16 protein-coding genes are annotated in these 13991 nt (G+C 72.6%); 11 read left to right on the forward strand and 5 right to left on the reverse strand.

The features are described from left to right. Window positions 1-13: 13 nt before the first annotated feature. The 10 genes from PKF00_RS35540 to hypE are packed head-to-tail and all read left to right on the forward strand — an operon-like array spanning window position 14 to window position 7191. Window positions 14-685 (forward strand): NifU family protein, encoded by a 672-nt coding sequence (locus PKF00_RS35540; protein WP_271222106.1) that lies wholly within the window; start codon window positions 14-16, stop codon window positions 683-685. Beyond that, window positions 682-1431 (forward strand): DUF5947 family protein, encoded by a 750-nt coding sequence (locus tag PKF00_RS35545; RefSeq protein WP_271222107.1) that lies wholly within the window; start codon window positions 682-684, stop codon window positions 1429-1431. The genes PKF00_RS35540 and PKF00_RS35545 overlap by 4 nt, the downstream gene beginning before the upstream one ends. After that, window positions 1424-2065 carry a DUF6084 family protein gene (locus PKF00_RS35550; protein WP_271222108.1) on the forward strand — a complete coding sequence of 214 codons (642 nt, stop codon included), beginning with the start codon at window positions 1424-1426 and terminating at the stop codon, window positions 2063-2065. Before PKF00_RS35545 ends, PKF00_RS35550 begins: the two co-directional genes overlap by 8 nt. Then, the gene (locus tag PKF00_RS35555) at window positions 2062-3489 is read left to right on the forward strand and encodes a hypothetical protein (RefSeq protein ID WP_271222109.1); all 1428 of its coding nucleotides are present in this window, start codon (window positions 2062-2064) and stop codon (window positions 3487-3489) included. Before PKF00_RS35550 ends, PKF00_RS35555 begins: the two co-directional genes overlap by 4 nt. A 15-nt stretch (window positions 3490-3504) precedes the next feature. Further along, window positions 3505-4086, forward strand: coding sequence for a hydrogenase maturation protease (locus tag PKF00_RS35560; RefSeq protein ID WP_271222110.1), 582 nt, complete (start codon window positions 3505-3507; stop codon window positions 4084-4086). After that, window positions 4083-4187, forward strand: a complete 105-nt coding sequence (locus PKF00_RS45260) for a DUF6893 family small protein (protein ID WP_425582255.1) — start codon at window positions 4083-4085, stop codon at window positions 4185-4187. The genes PKF00_RS35560 and PKF00_RS45260 overlap by 4 nt, the downstream gene beginning before the upstream one ends. 28 nt (window positions 4188-4215) lie before the next feature. Continuing rightward, a complete protein-coding gene (locus PKF00_RS35565) occupies window positions 4216-4608 on the forward strand; it encodes a hydrogenase maturation nickel metallochaperone HypA/HybF (RefSeq protein ID WP_271222111.1) in 393 nt (130 codons plus the stop codon). Further along, window positions 4556-4834, forward strand: a complete 279-nt coding sequence (locus PKF00_RS35570) for a HypC/HybG/HupF family hydrogenase formation chaperone (RefSeq protein ID WP_271222112.1) — start codon at window positions 4556-4558, stop codon at window positions 4832-4834. Before PKF00_RS35565 ends, PKF00_RS35570 begins: the two co-directional genes overlap by 53 nt. 6 nt (window positions 4835-4840) lie before the next feature. Next, the gene (hypD, locus tag PKF00_RS35575) at window positions 4841-5965 is read left to right on the forward strand and encodes a hydrogenase formation protein HypD (RefSeq protein WP_271222113.1); all 1125 of its coding nucleotides are present in this window, start codon (window positions 4841-4843) and stop codon (window positions 5963-5965) included. After that, window positions 5962-7191: a hydrogenase expression/formation protein HypE gene (gene hypE, locus PKF00_RS35580; protein WP_271222114.1), complete on the forward strand. Its 1230-nt coding sequence runs from the start codon at window positions 5962-5964 to the stop codon at window positions 7189-7191. Before hypD ends, hypE begins: the two co-directional genes overlap by 4 nt. A 74-nt stretch (window positions 7192-7265) precedes the next feature. Here the strand turns inward: hypE and hypF are convergent, their stop codons facing one another. The 4 genes from hypF to PKF00_RS35600 all read right to left on the reverse strand — a co-directional run bounded on the left by hypF (window position 7266) and on the right by PKF00_RS35600 (window position 11853). Then, a complete protein-coding gene (gene hypF, locus PKF00_RS35585; protein ID WP_271222191.1) occupies window positions 7266-9533 on the reverse strand; it encodes a carbamoyltransferase HypF in 2268 nt (755 codons plus the stop codon). A 205-nt stretch (window positions 9534-9738) separates the two neighbouring features. Then, window positions 9739-10809 carry an LCP family glycopolymer transferase gene (locus PKF00_RS35590; RefSeq protein WP_271222115.1) on the reverse strand — a complete coding sequence of 357 codons (1071 nt, stop codon included), beginning with the start codon at window positions 10807-10809 and terminating at the stop codon, window positions 9739-9741. 2 nt (window positions 10810-10811) lie between these two features. Then, on the reverse strand, window positions 10812-11393 hold the full coding sequence (locus PKF00_RS35595; protein ID WP_271222116.1) for an RNA polymerase sigma factor: 582 nt from the start codon (window positions 11391-11393) through the stop codon (window positions 10812-10814). Window positions 11394-11508: 115 nt separating this feature from the next. Continuing rightward, window positions 11509-11853 carry a VOC family protein gene (locus PKF00_RS35600; RefSeq protein ID WP_271222117.1) on the reverse strand — a complete coding sequence of 115 codons (345 nt, stop codon included), beginning with the start codon at window positions 11851-11853 and terminating at the stop codon, window positions 11509-11511. Between the two features lie 278 nt (window positions 11854-12131). Here PKF00_RS35600 and PKF00_RS35605 point away from each other — a divergent pair, with 278 nt between their 5' ends. Further along, window positions 12132-12977, forward strand: a complete 846-nt coding sequence (locus tag PKF00_RS35605; RefSeq protein WP_344929304.1) for an LLM class flavin-dependent oxidoreductase — start codon at window positions 12132-12134, stop codon at window positions 12975-12977. 476 nt (window positions 12978-13453) lie between these two features. Here PKF00_RS35605 and PKF00_RS35610 read toward each other — a convergent pair whose 3' ends face one another. Continuing rightward, window positions 13454-13864, reverse strand: a complete 411-nt coding sequence (locus PKF00_RS35610; RefSeq protein WP_271222118.1) for a hypothetical protein — start codon at window positions 13862-13864, stop codon at window positions 13454-13456. Between the last annotated feature and the right edge of the window lie 127 nt (window positions 13865-13991).

Consider the following 13991-nt stretch of genomic DNA (forward strand, 5'->3'; position numbering starts at 1 on the left):
GGAGCGGCGGCGGATGCCAGGAACCACCGACGTCCAGGCGGCAGGCGACCGGATCGAGGCGCTGCTGGCCGAGCTGGCCGCGCTCGGCGACCCGGCGGCGCGGGCCAAGGCGGAGGAACTGGTGCGGGTGCTGGTCGAGCTGTACGGCGCGGGCCTCGAACGGGTCATGCGGATCGTGACCGAGGCGGAGGCCGTGCCGGTGCTGCGCGGCCTCGTCGCGGACGACCTGGTGTGCGGGCTGCTGGTGCTGCACGACCTGCACCCGCTCGGCGTCGAGGAACGCGTGCGCGGCGCGCTGGAGGAGGTCCGGCCCTACCTGGGCAGCCACGCCGGGGACGTGGAGCTGCTGGCCGTAGAGGAGGAGACCGGCGTGGTGCGGCTCCGCCTGCGGGGCACCTGCGACGGCTGCCCCTCCTCGCAGGTCACGGTGAAGCTCGCGATCGAGCGGGCGGTGACCAGGGCGGCCCCCGAGGTCGCCCGCGTCGAGGTCGAGGGCATGGTCGAGGGCGCGGGCGTGGGCGCTAACGGGGGCGCGAACGGGCCGGACGCCCCGCTGCTCCAGATCGGGACGAGGCCCCCTCCGGGGCCGTGCCCGGTTCCCGGCCCCGGAGGCGACCCTGGAACCGGCCCTGAAACCGGCTCCGGAACCGATCCCGGGCTCGGGGAGAGGGCGGCGGCGCGGTGAGCACCGGCCTGCGACGGTTCACCGAGCCCGAGCCTCCTCCTCCCCGGGCGGCGCGGGAGTGCTGCGAGCTGTGCTCGGAGCCGATCGGCGCCGAGCACGGCCACGTGGTGAACCTCGGGACGCGCGCCCTGATGTGCGCCTGCCGGAGCTGTCACCTGCTGTTCACGGTCGAGGGCGCCGCGATGGGCAGGTTCGTGGCCGTGCCGGACCGCTACCTGTACGCGCCCTCGTTCGTCCTGCCGACGGCGGACTGGGAGGAACTGCAGATCCCGGTGCGCATGGCGTTCTTCTTCCGCAACTCCGACCTCGGCCGGACGGTCGCCTTCTATCCGAGCCCGGGCGGGGCCACCGAGTCCGAGCTGCCGCTGGAGACATGGGACCGGGTCATGGCGGCCAACCCGGCGCTGGCCGACGTCCTGCCGGACGTCGAGGCGCTGCTCGTCGACCGTGGGGACGACGGCTTCGTGTGTCACCTGGTGCCGATCGACTCGTGTTACGAGCTCGTCGGCCTGGTCAGGACCCGCTGGAAGGGCTTCGGGGGCGGCCGGGAGGTGTGGGAGGCCATCGACGGGTTCTTCGGCGACCTGCGCGGGCGCAGCCGCGTCGTCGGCGGCGACACGGGGGCGGAGGACACGGCGGGCGGGACCGGGCCGGGAGCGGGCGGCACGACGCGCCACGGAGCTCGTGACGGAGCTCGTGGCGGGGCTGGTGGCGGGGCGGGCGGCACGGGGGGCGGCCATGACTGACCTCGGCTTCGCCTGCCTCGACGTCCGCCCCGACCCCTTCGCGGCCTCGCCGACGCTGGTCTTCCGGCTGCGTCTCACCGAGACGGGCGGCGCCGTCGTACAGGCTCTCGCGCTGCGCTGCCAGATCCGCATCGAGCCGCAGCGCCGTCGCTACACCCGGGAGGAGGCCGTCCTGCTCGGCGACCTGTTCGGCGACCGCTCCCGCTGGGGCGACACCCTCAGGGCGCTGCAGTTCGCCAACGTCTCGGCCATGGTCCCCGGTTTCACCGGCGTCACGGAGACCGACCTGCAGGTCCCCGTCACCTACGACCTCGAGGTGGCGGCGTCCAAGTACTTCGCCGCGCTCGACGACGGCGAGATCCCGCTGATCCTGCTCTTCAGCGGCACCGTGTTCACCAGGACCGCCCAGGGCATGTCCGTCGAGCAGGTGCCGTGGGACCGCGAGGTCCGCCACCGGCTGCCCGTCGCCGTCTGGCGCGAGCTGATGGACCGCTGCTTCCCGGGCGAGGGGTGGGTACGGCTGAGCAGGGAGACCCTGCGCGCCCTGCACCGCTTCAAGTCCGCCAGGGCGCTGGCCACCTGGGACGACGCCGTGGAGGCACTGCTGGCACAGGCGGAGGAGGCGGCCAGGTGAACACGCCGATGGAGACCGCCCGCAGGGTCGCGGACGCCGTGCTGTACGAGGGCTACCTGCTCTACCCCTACCGGGCGTCGGCCGCGAAGAACCGGACGCGCTGGCAGTTCGGGGTGCTCGTGCCGCCCGGTTACACGGCGACGGCGGAACCGTCGGCCTGCCAGACCGAATGCCTCCTCGAAGCCGCGGACGACGCGACGCTCCACGTCCGGCTGCGCTTCCTGCAGATCCTGAGCAGGTCCGTCGAGCGCGTCCACGGTGGCGGGTATCGGCGGACCCCGGCCCTCGAGGTCGGCGGCCACACCCATCTGACCTACGACGAGGCCGTCGAGAGAGAGCGCGACGCGCTGCTCTCGCTGGCCGGCCTGCTGGAGGCGGAGCAGGTCGTCGACGTGGGCTTCCCCGCGACGCGCGTCACGGAGCCGCTGGCAGACCCCTCGGGGGAACCGGCCGGCCGCGTCGTCCGCGAGCACAGGCGGCTCGAGGCGGTGATGCGCCTTCGGGCCGAGCGGCTCGCCGGGCCGTACGGCCTGGTCAGGCTGCGCGTGCGGGTCGAGAACACCAGCGGGTGGCGGCCGGGGCCTGACGCGTCCCGCGACGACGCGCTGCGCCGGTCGCCGATCGCCGCGCACACGCTGCTCGCGGTCACCGAAGGGGCGTTCCTGTCGCTGCTGGATCCTCCCGAGTGGGCGCGGGAGGCGGCCGAGTCGTGCGGGAACCTGCACACCTGGCCGGTCCTCGTCGGAGAGGAGGGCCGGCGCGACGCGATGCTGTCCGCGCCGATCATCCTCTACGACCATCCCTCGATCGCGCCGGAGAGCCCAGGTGACTTCTTCGACGCCACCGAGATCGACGAACTGCTCAGCCTCAGAACGCTCACCCTGACCGAGGAGGAGAGGCGGGAGGCCGCGGCGACCGACCCACGTGCCGCCGAGATCATGGAACGGACCGCCGGCATGCCGCCCGAACTGCTGGAGCGGCTGCACGGCGCGGTCCGCTACCTGCGCCGCGAGGAGGGAGCGCGCCCTCCGGACCCCGAGCGGAGCCATGACACACCATGGTGGGATCCCGGCGCGGACACCTCGGTGTCCCCGGAGACAGACGGCGTGGTCGTCGCGGGGGTGACCGTCGCCAGGGGCAGCAGGGTCCGGCTGCTGCCCGGCGGAGCCGCCCTCCCGGGGACACCGAGCAGGACCGCCTCACACGGACGCCGCGCCGACGCCCACGACATGTTCCTGGCGGGACGGACCGCCACGGTCGAGGCCGTGCTTCTCGACGTGGACGGCGTCCACCACCTGGCCGTCACGCTGGCCGACGACCCCAGCGCGGACCTCCAACGTGCGCAGGGCCGCTTCCTCTACTTCTCGCCCGACGAGGTCGAGCCGCTCGGCGACGCCCCGGCGGACCGGGGGAGCGGGGGGTGAGCACATGGTGAGCACATGGTGAGCGCGGCGAACGGGGGCGGACGGCCCGCCGGGGGAGACGGCGGGCGGCGGACAGGACCGCGCGTCCTGGTCGCGGGCATCGGCAACATCTTCTTCGGCGACGACGGGTTCGGCGTGGAGGTCGCCCGCCTGCTGGACGCCGCGAGCCTGCCCGAGGAGGCGGTCGTGGCCGACTTCGGGATCCGCGGCATCCACCTGGCCTACGAGCTGCTGGCGGGCTACGACAGCCTGATCCTCGTCGACGCCGTCCCCAGGGGCGACAGGCCGGGGACGCTCTCCGTCATCGAACCCCGGATCGGGCAGGGGCTCCCGCCGGGCGACCCCCTCATGCGGGGCCCGCTCGGCGACGCCCACGGCATGACGCCGGACGCGCTCTTCGCCCTGCTCGGCGCGATGGGCGTCAGGACGGGCCGGATCCTGCTCGTCGGCTGCGAGCCCGAGGACGCCTCGCCGGGCATGGAGCTCAGCGAGCCGGTGGCGCGCGCCGTGCCGCAGGCCGTCGACCTCGTCCGTGAACTGGTGGCAGAACAGGTCGCGGCGTCCCGCGCCGCGTCCGCGAAAAGGGGGCAACCGTGATACGAGGCGTACTGATAGCGGCGATCGCCGCGGGAATCGCGGTCGTGATCGCGCAGTCCATGCCGGACATCATCCGCTACAAGCGGATGAGAGACATGTGACCGGCTGACGGAAGGCGGTGGATGAGCCGTGCACGAGTTCGGAATCGCGGAGGCGGTGCTCGACGCGGTCGAGCGCCGGGCCGAGGGACGGCGGGTCGAGCGCGTGCGGGTGCGCGCGGGAGCGTTGCTGCGGATCACGGGCCCCGCCCTCGAGCAGGCCTTCTCCCTGGTCTCGCCGGGGACGGTCGCCGAGGGGGCCGCGGTCGACCTGACCGTCGTGCCCGTGCGGCTCACCTGCTCCTCGTGCGGAGGGGACGAGGAGACCACGGACGCATTGGCCGTGTGCGGCGGCTGCGGGAGCACCGACGTCGACCTCAGAGGCGGGGACGAACTGGTCCTCGAGTCCATCCAGATGGAGGGGGCAACCCATGTGCCTGGGAATTCCCGGCGAGATCGTGGAGATCCTGCCGGACCGCACTGACCTCGCGAAGGTCGACGTGAGCGGGGTACGGCGGGCGATCAACGTCGGCCTGCTCGAGAACGAACGGCTCCAGCCCGGCGACTGGATCCTCATCCACGTCGGCTTCGCCCTGTCGAAGATCGACGAGGACGAGGCCAGAGCCGCGCTCGACTTCCTTGAGGGAATCGGCCAGGCCTACGACGACGAGCTGGCCGCGCTCAGGGACTCCTCGATCGACAGGGGGTGAGGTTCGATGCGTTTCGTCGACGAGTACCGCGACGCGGAGAAGGCACGGGCCCTCTCAGCGAAGATCACGAGCCTGTGCGAGCCGGGGCGCGCGTACAAGTTCATGGAGGTCTGCGGAGGCCACACACATACGATCTACAAACACGGGCTCGAGGACTACCTGCCCGAGGCCGTCACCCTCGTGCACGGCCCCGGCTGCCCGGTCTGCGTGATACCGATGGGGCGGGTCGACGACGCCATCCACATCGCCGAGCAGCCCGACGTCGTCATGACCTCCTTCGGGGACATGATGCGGGTTCCCGGAGGGCGAGGCTCGTTCTTCGACTCCATGGCCCAGGGCGCCGAGATCCGCATGGTCTACTCGCCCCTGGACGCCCTCAAGGTCGCCCGGCAGAACCCGGACAAACATGTGGTCTTCATGGCGATCGGCTTCGAGACGACGGCCCCGTCGACCGCGATGACGGTCCTGCGCGCGGAGGCCGAGCGCATCGGCAACTTCTCGGTCTTCTGCAACCACGTGACGATCATCCCCGCGATCAAGGCCATCCTGGACTCTCCCGACCTGCGCCTCGACGGGTTCATCGGCCCGGGGCACGTGTCGACGATCATCGGGTGCAGGCCGTACGAGTTCATCGCCCGCGACTACGGCAAGCCGCTCGTCGTGGCGGGGTTCGAGCCACTGGACATCCTGCAGTCGATCTACATGCTTCTCGTGCAGCTCGCCGAGGGGCGCTCGGAGGTCGAGAACCAGTACGCGCGCGTCGTGCCGTGGGCGGGCAACCTCAAGGCGCTCACCGTCATCAACGAGGTGATGGAGCTGCGCCCCTACTTCGAGTGGCGGGGCCTCGGCTTCATCTCCCACTCCGCGCTGAGCGTGCGGGAGAAGTACGCCGCCTACGACGCCGAACGGATCTTCGAGATTCCCGGCGGCCGGGTGGCGGACCCGAAGGCGTGCCAGTGCGGCGAGGTGCTCAAGGGCGTGCTCAAGCCGTGGGAGTGCAAGGTGTTCGGCACCGCCTGCACCCCGGAGACCCCCATCGGCACCTGCATGGTCTCCTCTGAGGGCGCCTGCGCGGCCTACTACAACTTCGGCCGCTTCTCCAGGGAACGGGTGAGGGAGGCGACACGGTGACCGACGTCGAGGGGACCGCCGGATGGGCGGAGGCCGCGGTCCGCGAGCACGCCGCGGAGGCGCAGAAGCCCAGCCGCGAGGAGCAGGTCCTCGAGCGGATCGACAGGGCCCGCCGACGCAAGGCCAGGGTGAAGGAGGAGCACATCACCATGGCCCACGGCTCCGGGGGCAAGGCGACGCAGTCCCTGATCGAGGCGATCTTCCTTGAGGCCTTCCGCAACCCGCTGCTGGAACCCCTGGAGGACGGAGCCGTGCTCGGCGTCGGCTCCCGCAGGCTCGCCTTCACCACCGACTCCTACGTGGTCTCCCCGCTGTTCTTCCCCGGAGGGGACATCGGGGACCTCGCGGTCAACGGGACCGTCAACGACCTGTCGGTGTGCGGGTCGCGTCCGCTGTACCTCTCGGCGGGCTTCATCCTCGAGGAGGGCTTCCCGGTCGACGACCTCAGGCGCGTCACCGCGTCGATGGCCAGGGCGGCGGCCGAGGCGGGAGTGCGGATCGTCACGGGCGACACCAAGGTGGTGCAGCGGGGCAAGGCCGACGGCTGCTACGTCAACACCGCGGGCGTCGGGCTGATCGAGCGGCCCGTCAGCCTCAGCGCGGCGGGCGCGCGGCCGGGGGACGCCGTCATCGTGTCAGGGCCGATCGGCGAGCACGGTGTCACGATCATGCTCGCCAGGGGCGAGCTGGACATCGAGGCCGACCTGGTCTCGGACACCGCGCCGCTGAACGGGCTGGTCTCCGCCCTTCTCGACGCCTGCGCCGACGTCCCCGCGGACGCCCGCCCCGACGCCCGCTCGGCCGTCGACTCCGACGCCCCCTGGGACGTCCCGCCCGACGCCCGCCAGGGCGCGGTGCGCTGCCTGCGCGACGCCACCCGGGGCGGGGTCGCGACGATCCTGAACGAGATCGCGCACGCCTCGGGCGTCGCCGTCGTCGTCGAGGAGGACGCGATCCCGGTACGGCCGGGCGTGCGGGGCGCGTGCGAGCTGCTCGGCATCGACCCGCTCTACGTCGCCTGCGAGGGACGCCTGGTCGCCGTGGTGGACGGTTCCGCGGCGGACACGGCACTGGCCGCGCTGCGCGGGCACCCCCTCGGCGAGGGCGCCGCGCTCGTCGGCCACGTCAAGGACGACCCGCCGGGCCTGGTGCTGCTGAAAACCGGCTTCGGCGGCACCCGCATCGTCGACCTCCTGGTCGGCGACCCGCTGCCCCGCATCTGCTGAGCCCCGCTCCGGCGGCGGGACCGACGCGTGCCCGCCTCGAACGGCGGGAGAACGCGGGACGGGGGCACACGCCGTCAGCCGAGCCTGTCCCTGGCGCCCGCGACGGCGGCCTGGCCGAGGCTGATCCCGCCGTCGTTCGGCGGCACGCGCCTGTGCAGCAGCACGTGGAAGCCGAGATCCTCCAGCAGGGTCGTGGCCCGTTCGAGCAGCAGGACGTTCTGGAACACACCCCCCGACAGCGCCACCGTGGACAGGCCGCTCGTCTCCCTGACCCGGCGGCAGCCCTCGGCGACGACGCGGGCGACCGCGTTGTGGAACCTGGCCGAGACCACCCCGGGCTCCGCGCCCGCCCGAAGGTCGTCGGCCACCGCCCTGACCAGGTCGGAGCCGGAGACGGCGAAGGGCGTCCCGTCCGTCACGCGGAAGCCGTACTCGCCCGTCTCCCCGGGGTCGGCGCGCTGCTCCCACTCGACCGCGGCCTGTCCCTCGTAGTTGATCACGTCACGGCCGCCCGCGACCGTCGCGACCGCGTCGAACAGCCTGCCCATGCTGGAGGTGAGGGGGGCGTTCACGCCGCGGTGGCCCAGCGCGACGACGGCCTCCCAGCTCGCCGCGTTGCGCCGCACGACGTCCAGGTCCCCGGGCGGCGCGCCGTCGTAGGCCGCGTCGAGATAGGCGGCGGCCATCCGCCACGGCTGTCTGATCGCGGCCGTCCCGCCCGGCATCGGCACCGTGGCCAGATGACCCGCGCGCTCGAACCCGGTCAGATCGGCGACCAGGAACTCGCCGCCCCACAGCGTCGCGTCCTGGCCGTAGCCGAGCCCGTCGAACGCCACCCCGATCACCGGCCCCGCCACCCCGTTGTCGGCCAGACAGGAGGCGACGTGCGCGTGGTGGTGCTGCACCGCGACCAGGTCGACCCCCTCCTGGGCCAGCGCGTACTTGGTGGACAGGTACTCCGGATGCAGGTCGTGGGCGACCACCTCGGGGACGACGTCGAACAGCCGGGTGAAGTGGCCGACCCCCTCGGTGAAGGACCGGAACGTCTCGTAGTTCTCCAGGTCGCCGATGTGGTGGGACACGAAGGCGTGCCCGCCCCTGGCGACGCAGAAGGTGTGCTTCAGCTCGGCCCCGCAGGCGAGGACGGGCCTGGGGAGCTCCCAGGCGAGGGGCAGCGGATGAGGGACGTGGCCGCGGGAGCGCCGGACCGGCAGCACGTCGCCGCGGAAGACGCGGACGACCGAGTCGTCCGTGCGGGTGCGGATCGGCCGGTCGTGGACGAGAAAGGCGTCGGCGACGCCGCCCAGACGCGCCACGGCGTCGTCGTCGAGGTAGGCGATCGGCTCGTCGGAGACGTTGCCGCTGGTGAGCACGGCGGGTTCGGCCAGCCGCCGCAGCAGCAGATGGTGCAGCGGGGTGTAGGGCAACATCAGGCCCAGCCACCGGCTCCCCGGCGCGACCGAGGGCGCGACGTCGGCGTCCCCGCGCCGCCGCAGCAGCACGATCGGGCGGGAAGGGGCCGTGAGCAGCCGCTCCTCCGCCCCGTCCACCTCGCACAGCCGCCGCGCCCCGGCCAGGTCGGACACCATGACCGCGAAGGGCTTGTCCTCCCTGTGCTTACGGGAGCGCAGTGCCGCGACCGCGGGCTCGCAGGAGGCGACCGCGGCCAGGTGATATCCGCCGAGCCCCTTGACCGCCAGCACCCTCCCGCCGCGTAACAGCTCCACGGCTCCCTGGAGGGGGTCGCCCGCGACCCGCCCGCCCACCCGGTCGAGCAGCCGCAGCCGCGGTCCGCAGGCGGGACAGCACACCGGCTGGGCGTGGAAGCGCCTGTCTCCCGGATCGTGGTACTCCCGCGCGCAGTCCTCGCACATGGCGAAGGCCGCCATCGTGGTGTTCGGCCTGTCGTAGGGCACGTTCTCGACGATCGTGAACCGGGGGCCGCAGTTCGTGCAGTTGGTGAACGCGTAGCCGTACCGGCGGTCTGCGGGGTCGTCCATCTCGCGCAGGCAGTCGGCGCAGGTGGCCACGTCCGGTGAGACGAGCGCGCGCCTGCGGCCGCCCGCCGCGCTCCGCGCGATGGCGAAGCGGGTCTCACCCGTCGCGGGAACCGCGCGCGAGCTGATCCGCTCGATCACCGCCAGCGGCGGCGGGCTCCCGCCGAGCGCCGCCGTGAACTCCTCGACCAGCGCGGGAGCCCCCTCGACCTCGATGAACACGCCGCGCTCGTCGTTGCCGACCAGCCCGCCGAGACCGAGCCGCACCGCCAGGCCGTACACGAAGGGGCGGAACCCCACCCCCTGCACGATGCCCTCGACCCTGATCGCGGAGCGTACACGCATGCTCACTCGAACATTGTCCCACTGAGGGTGCGGACTGCCGCACCGAGGCACGGCGGAGCGGGGACGGCCCATGGACGCCGCACTGTCCGCCGCACTGTCCGCCGTGCCGCCTCCTCGCGTTCGGGCGTGCCCGAGAGGCCCGCCTCAGGGGTTCGCACGGCCGTTCCCCCGCGGTCGCGACGGCCGTGCGGACCCCTGGGAAAGCTCACCCGGCGTCTTCCCGCAGCCGTGTGAAGAGCCGCTCGGCGGCGGAGCGGTCCCATTCGAGCCGGTGGGGGTCGGCGGGGTGCGGGCGGACGGGGACCGTGACGAACTCGACGGCCTCCGGACGGGTCTCCTTCAGGCTGTCGAAGATCGACCGCATCGTCGGCAGGTCGAGCCCGGCGTCGGTCCTGATCGCCGCGGAGGCCTTGTCGAGGAAGGCGGACAGGCGGACGGGGTCGGTCAGCAGGCCCCCGGCTTTCTGCGCCAGTGCCCTCATGAACCGCTGCTGGCGCTTGATCCGCTCCAGGTCCGTCCCGTCGCCGAGGGAGTAGCGGGCCCTGACGTAGCCCAGCGCCTGCTCGCCGTTGAGAATCTGCCTTCCCTTGCGCAGCTTCAGCTTGGCCTTCGGGTCGTCCACCGCCTGGGGAACAGTGATCTCGATCCCGCCGAGGGCGTCCACCATCTCCCTGAAGCCGGAGAAGTCGATCTCCATGGCGTGGTCGACGCGGACCTTCGTCAGGATCTCGACCGTCTTCCACACACAGGACAGGCCGCCGGTGGCGAAGGCTGAGTTGATCATGTCGGTCCTGGCAGGGACGGCCGTGCCCGCCGGGCTCACGCAGGCGGGGATCCGCACCATCGAGTCCCGCGGGATGCTGACGACGCCGACGCGTCCGCGGTCCGCGGACAGGTGCAGCAGGACCATCGTGTCGCTGCGCGCGTCGAGCCCGTTTCCACGGAACGCCGGTCCCGGCCGGCCGTCCGTCCCGACCAGCAGCACGTTGAGCGCCTCGTTCGGCTTGGTCGGGCGAGCCCCCGTCGGGCTCGGCACCGGGGCCGCCACGCGGCCGAGGTTCTCCAGAAGCACGGTGGGGGCGACGAGGACGGCGGCGGTGATCGCGGCGGCCAGCCCGATCATCGCCCAGCCGCGTATCCAGCGGGGCCTGTTCAGGGGGCGGCTCGGGGCGCCGGGCAGGCCGTCCGGCAGTCGTCGTCGCTGGAGGGCGAGCGTGGCGGGCGGCTCGTGCTCCAGATCCTCGCCGAGACGGCGGAGCATCGTCAGGTCGTCCATGGTCACTCCTCCTCGTGCATCGGATCGGCGTCGCCGAGCGCGGCGCGGACTTTCCTGCGAGCCCTGTTGAGGCGGGAGCGCACGGTGCCGACCGGGATGCCGAGGGAGCGCGCGACCTCCTCGTACGACAGGTCACACCAGGCGATCAGCAGCAGGACGTCGCGGTCCTTCGCCGCAAGCCCCGCCAGCGCGCCGGCGAGCACGGGACGCGAGGTCCGGGCGGCGACCTCGGCGACCACCCGCTCCGCAGGGCTCTCCACCACGCCCTCGACGGGAGCGCGCCGCAGCGCCCGGTACCTGGCGGCCTCGGTGCGGTGGTGCCTGGAGACGAGTTTGGTGGCGATGCCGAACAGCCAGGGCCGGGCGTCGGCGTAGGCCAGGTCGTAGTGCGCCCTGCGGCCGAAGGCGACCAGGAACGTCTCGCCGACCAGATCCTCGGCGACCTCGGGGCCCAGCCTGCGGGAGACGTACCGGTAGAGCATTCCGGAGTAGCGGTCGAACAGCGCGGAGAACGCCTCGGGACGCGTCAGGGACTCCTCCAGCAGATCGCTGTCCCTGGTCCCGGTCGTGGGCGGCGCCGTCATCGTGTGCACCATGGCATCGGAGCCGGCCTTTCCGTAGGAGAAGTGGTCGGCGATGTCTCACCACAAGTCCCCGTCGGAGTTCACGCCCCGCCCACCCCGTTCTCCCCGCCTCTCCTCAGGGGCTGACGAAGCAGAACTCGTTGCCCTCCGGGTCCCGCATGACCTGGAAGGCGCCGACCGCGTCGCGCACGAGGTCGCCCGCGCGCTCGCCGCCCAGCGCGGACGCGCCCTCCGCCGCCGCGGAGACGTCGTCGACGGCCAGGTCCAGATGGAGCCGGTTCTTGCCCGCCTTCGGCTCGGGGACCCGCTGGAACGCCAGCCGCAGCCCGCCCGGCGGGTCGACGTGGGACCAGCCGGGATCACGGTGCACCGGCGTGCCGCCCAGCAGACGGCTCCAGAAGACGGCGAGCCTCATCGGGGAGGCGCAGTCGACGACGATCTGACTCTGACGGGCGATCACCCCGCGATCGTACGGCCCCGCCTTCCGCGCCCTCGTCGGTCCCCGGCGCGATCGGCGGACGGCGGGACGCGAGACGGCCGTGCGGCCCACGCCGGGCAGCGGAAGATCGCCTGGGTTGCCGGGAGAACAGTGTTCACCTAGAGTGAGACCACTCTGAACCAGCGCTCCCCAGAAGCAAGCCGCAGAGCGGGAGCGCCCGTCTGTCGGCCGCGCGGCGGCCGGGACGCCAGGAGGGGCGGCGTTCTTTCGTCGTTCCTTCTTTCTTTCGGAGGTCTCCCATGAACGTCGGTCTTGGCCTGCCCATCGCCGACCCCGTGTCGCTGCTCGAATGGGCCCGGCGCGCCGACGCCGGTCCCTTCACCACTCTCGGCCTGCTCGACCGTCTCGTCTACGACAACCCAGAGCCTCTGGTCGCCCTCGCCGTCCTCGCCGGCGCCACCACCCGCGTCCGGGTGCAGACCGAGGTCCTCCTCGCGCCCCTGCGCGAGCCCGTCCTGCTCGCCAAACAGGCCGCGACCCTCGACCGCCTCTCCGGCGGCCGCCTGGTCCTGGGCCTCGGCGTCGGCGGCAGGGACGACGACCACCTCGCCTCGGGCACCGACGTCCGCACCCGCGGCCGACGCCTGGACGAGCAGATGGCCGTCATGCGCCGCCTGTGGTCGGGCGAGCCGTACGGCGACGGCGCGGGTCCCGTCGGCCCCGCCCCCGCCCGTCCCGGAGGCCCCGAGGTCCTGTTCGGCGGATTCCGGCCCGCCGCGCTCGAACGCGTCGCTCGCTGGGGCGACGGCTTCCTGGCCGCCGCCCCGCCCTCCTGGGCCGGCGGGCTCTTCGACACCGTTCGCGAGGCGTGGAGAAGACACGGCCGCGAGGGCGAGCCGCGCATCGTCGCCCAGGTCAACGCCGCCCTCGGCCCGCAGGACGTGGTCGACGACGCCCGCGCCTCCATGGCCGCCTACTACGAGTTCACCGGCACGGCCGAGCGCATGGTCTCCGGGATGCTCACCACCCCCGGCCGGATCCGCGAGGCGATCGCGCGGTTCGAGGACCTGGGCGCGGACGAGGTCGTGCTCTACTGCTACGGCCGCGACCCCGACCAGGTCGACCGCTTCGCCGAGGCGCTCTGAACCCGGCGCGCCGCGAAGGTACGGCCCGCGGCTGACGGAGCCCGTTCCCCGGTGAGACAGTGGGCTGGGGAACGGGAGACGGTCCTCTCGGCCTGCTTCCCGGGAAGCGGTGCACGAGTTCGGTCTGGTTACGCGCATGGCGTCGTGAAATGACACCGGCCATCGCGTGATCTGTGAACTGTATTCGCTCGGGACCAGGCACTGGACGACGGTCATCAAGTGGCAGGGCGGTCCAGATTCGCTGATCTCCGAACAGGTACGGCGGCGCGGGAGCTGGGGAAGACCGCGCCGCCGTACCAGCTTCAGGGAGAGTGCCCCACTCGGCGTAGAGGCCGTCGAGGCCGTTCCTGAGACAGGAACCGTCTGCCGGGTCGTGCGGGCTCACACCGGATACCCCGGGGGAGGTGCTGGTCGGGGCTGCTGGGCGCGCAGGCGCTCGGCGGCCTCGACCGCCCGGCGGTCGTACGGCGGGAGCGTCATGGCCATGCCCTGTGCATCACCGGAGCGGCCGCGAGAATCAGCTCCACGACCTTCTCCGGTCGCTGTCGGCCGATCATCTGGGGGACAGGGGCGGTGTGCAGGCGGACCAGGTAGCCGCCGTGCGGTTCTGCGGTCACGGTGACGGTGCGCCGTCCCGAAGGGGCGTGCACGACCAGCTCAGGAGGACGCCGGGTCAGCCGCGAGCGGAGGACGGGAGGACGGTGCGGCCACCGGGCGGCGTCGGGGCGGTCGGCGGACAACCCCAGATTGATTGTGTGATCGCGGCGAGCCCGCACTCCCCGCTCCTTGAGCAGCCACTGCACCGCGATCAGCGCTTCGTCCTGCTTCTGCGCTGTGGCGATGTCGATCGTTTCCTGGGGAGCGGACGTCGACGAGTACTGTGTCACCTGATCCTCCATGGTCGCACTCATGATGTTCGAGTGGCGAGACGCACACTCCTCGCTCCACGAGCGGGGGTGTCCCGACGCCAGGAAGAACCTAGGTTCGGCCCAACGGGCAGAGCCGTACTCCGGT

It is taken from the genome of Streptosporangium carneum, from assembly GCF_027922005.1.
Lineage (GTDB): Bacteria > Actinomycetota > Actinomycetes > Streptosporangiales > Streptosporangiaceae > Streptosporangium > Streptosporangium carneum.

Bases quoted from the DNA above. Each gene is read 5' to 3' on its own strand.
- PKF00_RS35570 (WP_271222112.1), top strand. From the start codon at position 4,556: ATGTGCCTGGGAATTCCCGGCGAGATCGTGGAGATCCTGCCGGACCGC.
- PKF00_RS35605 (WP_344929304.1), top strand. From the start codon at position 12,132: ATGAACGTCGGTCTTGGCCTGCCCATCGCCGACCCCGTGTCGCTGCTC.
- PKF00_RS35540 (WP_271222106.1), top strand. From the start codon at position 14: ATGCCAGGAACCACCGACGTCCAGGCGGCAGGCGACCGGATCGAGGCG.
- PKF00_RS35595 (WP_271222116.1), bottom strand. From the start codon at position 11,393: ATGACGGCGCCGCCCACGACCGGGACCAGGGACAGCGATCTGCTGGAG.
- PKF00_RS35550 (WP_271222108.1), top strand. From the start codon at position 1,424: ATGACTGACCTCGGCTTCGCCTGCCTCGACGTCCGCCCCGACCCCTTC.
- hypF (WP_271222191.1), bottom strand. From the start codon at position 9,533: ATGCGTGTACGCTCCGCGATCAGGGTCGAGGGCATCGTGCAGGGGGTG.
- PKF00_RS35560 (WP_271222110.1), top strand. From the start codon at position 3,505: ATGGTGAGCGCGGCGAACGGGGGCGGACGGCCCGCCGGGGGAGACGGC.
- hypD (WP_271222113.1), top strand. From the start codon at position 4,841: ATGCGTTTCGTCGACGAGTACCGCGACGCGGAGAAGGCACGGGCCCTC.
- PKF00_RS35590 (WP_271222115.1), bottom strand. From the start codon at position 10,809: ATGGACGACCTGACGATGCTCCGCCGTCTCGGCGAGGATCTGGAGCAC.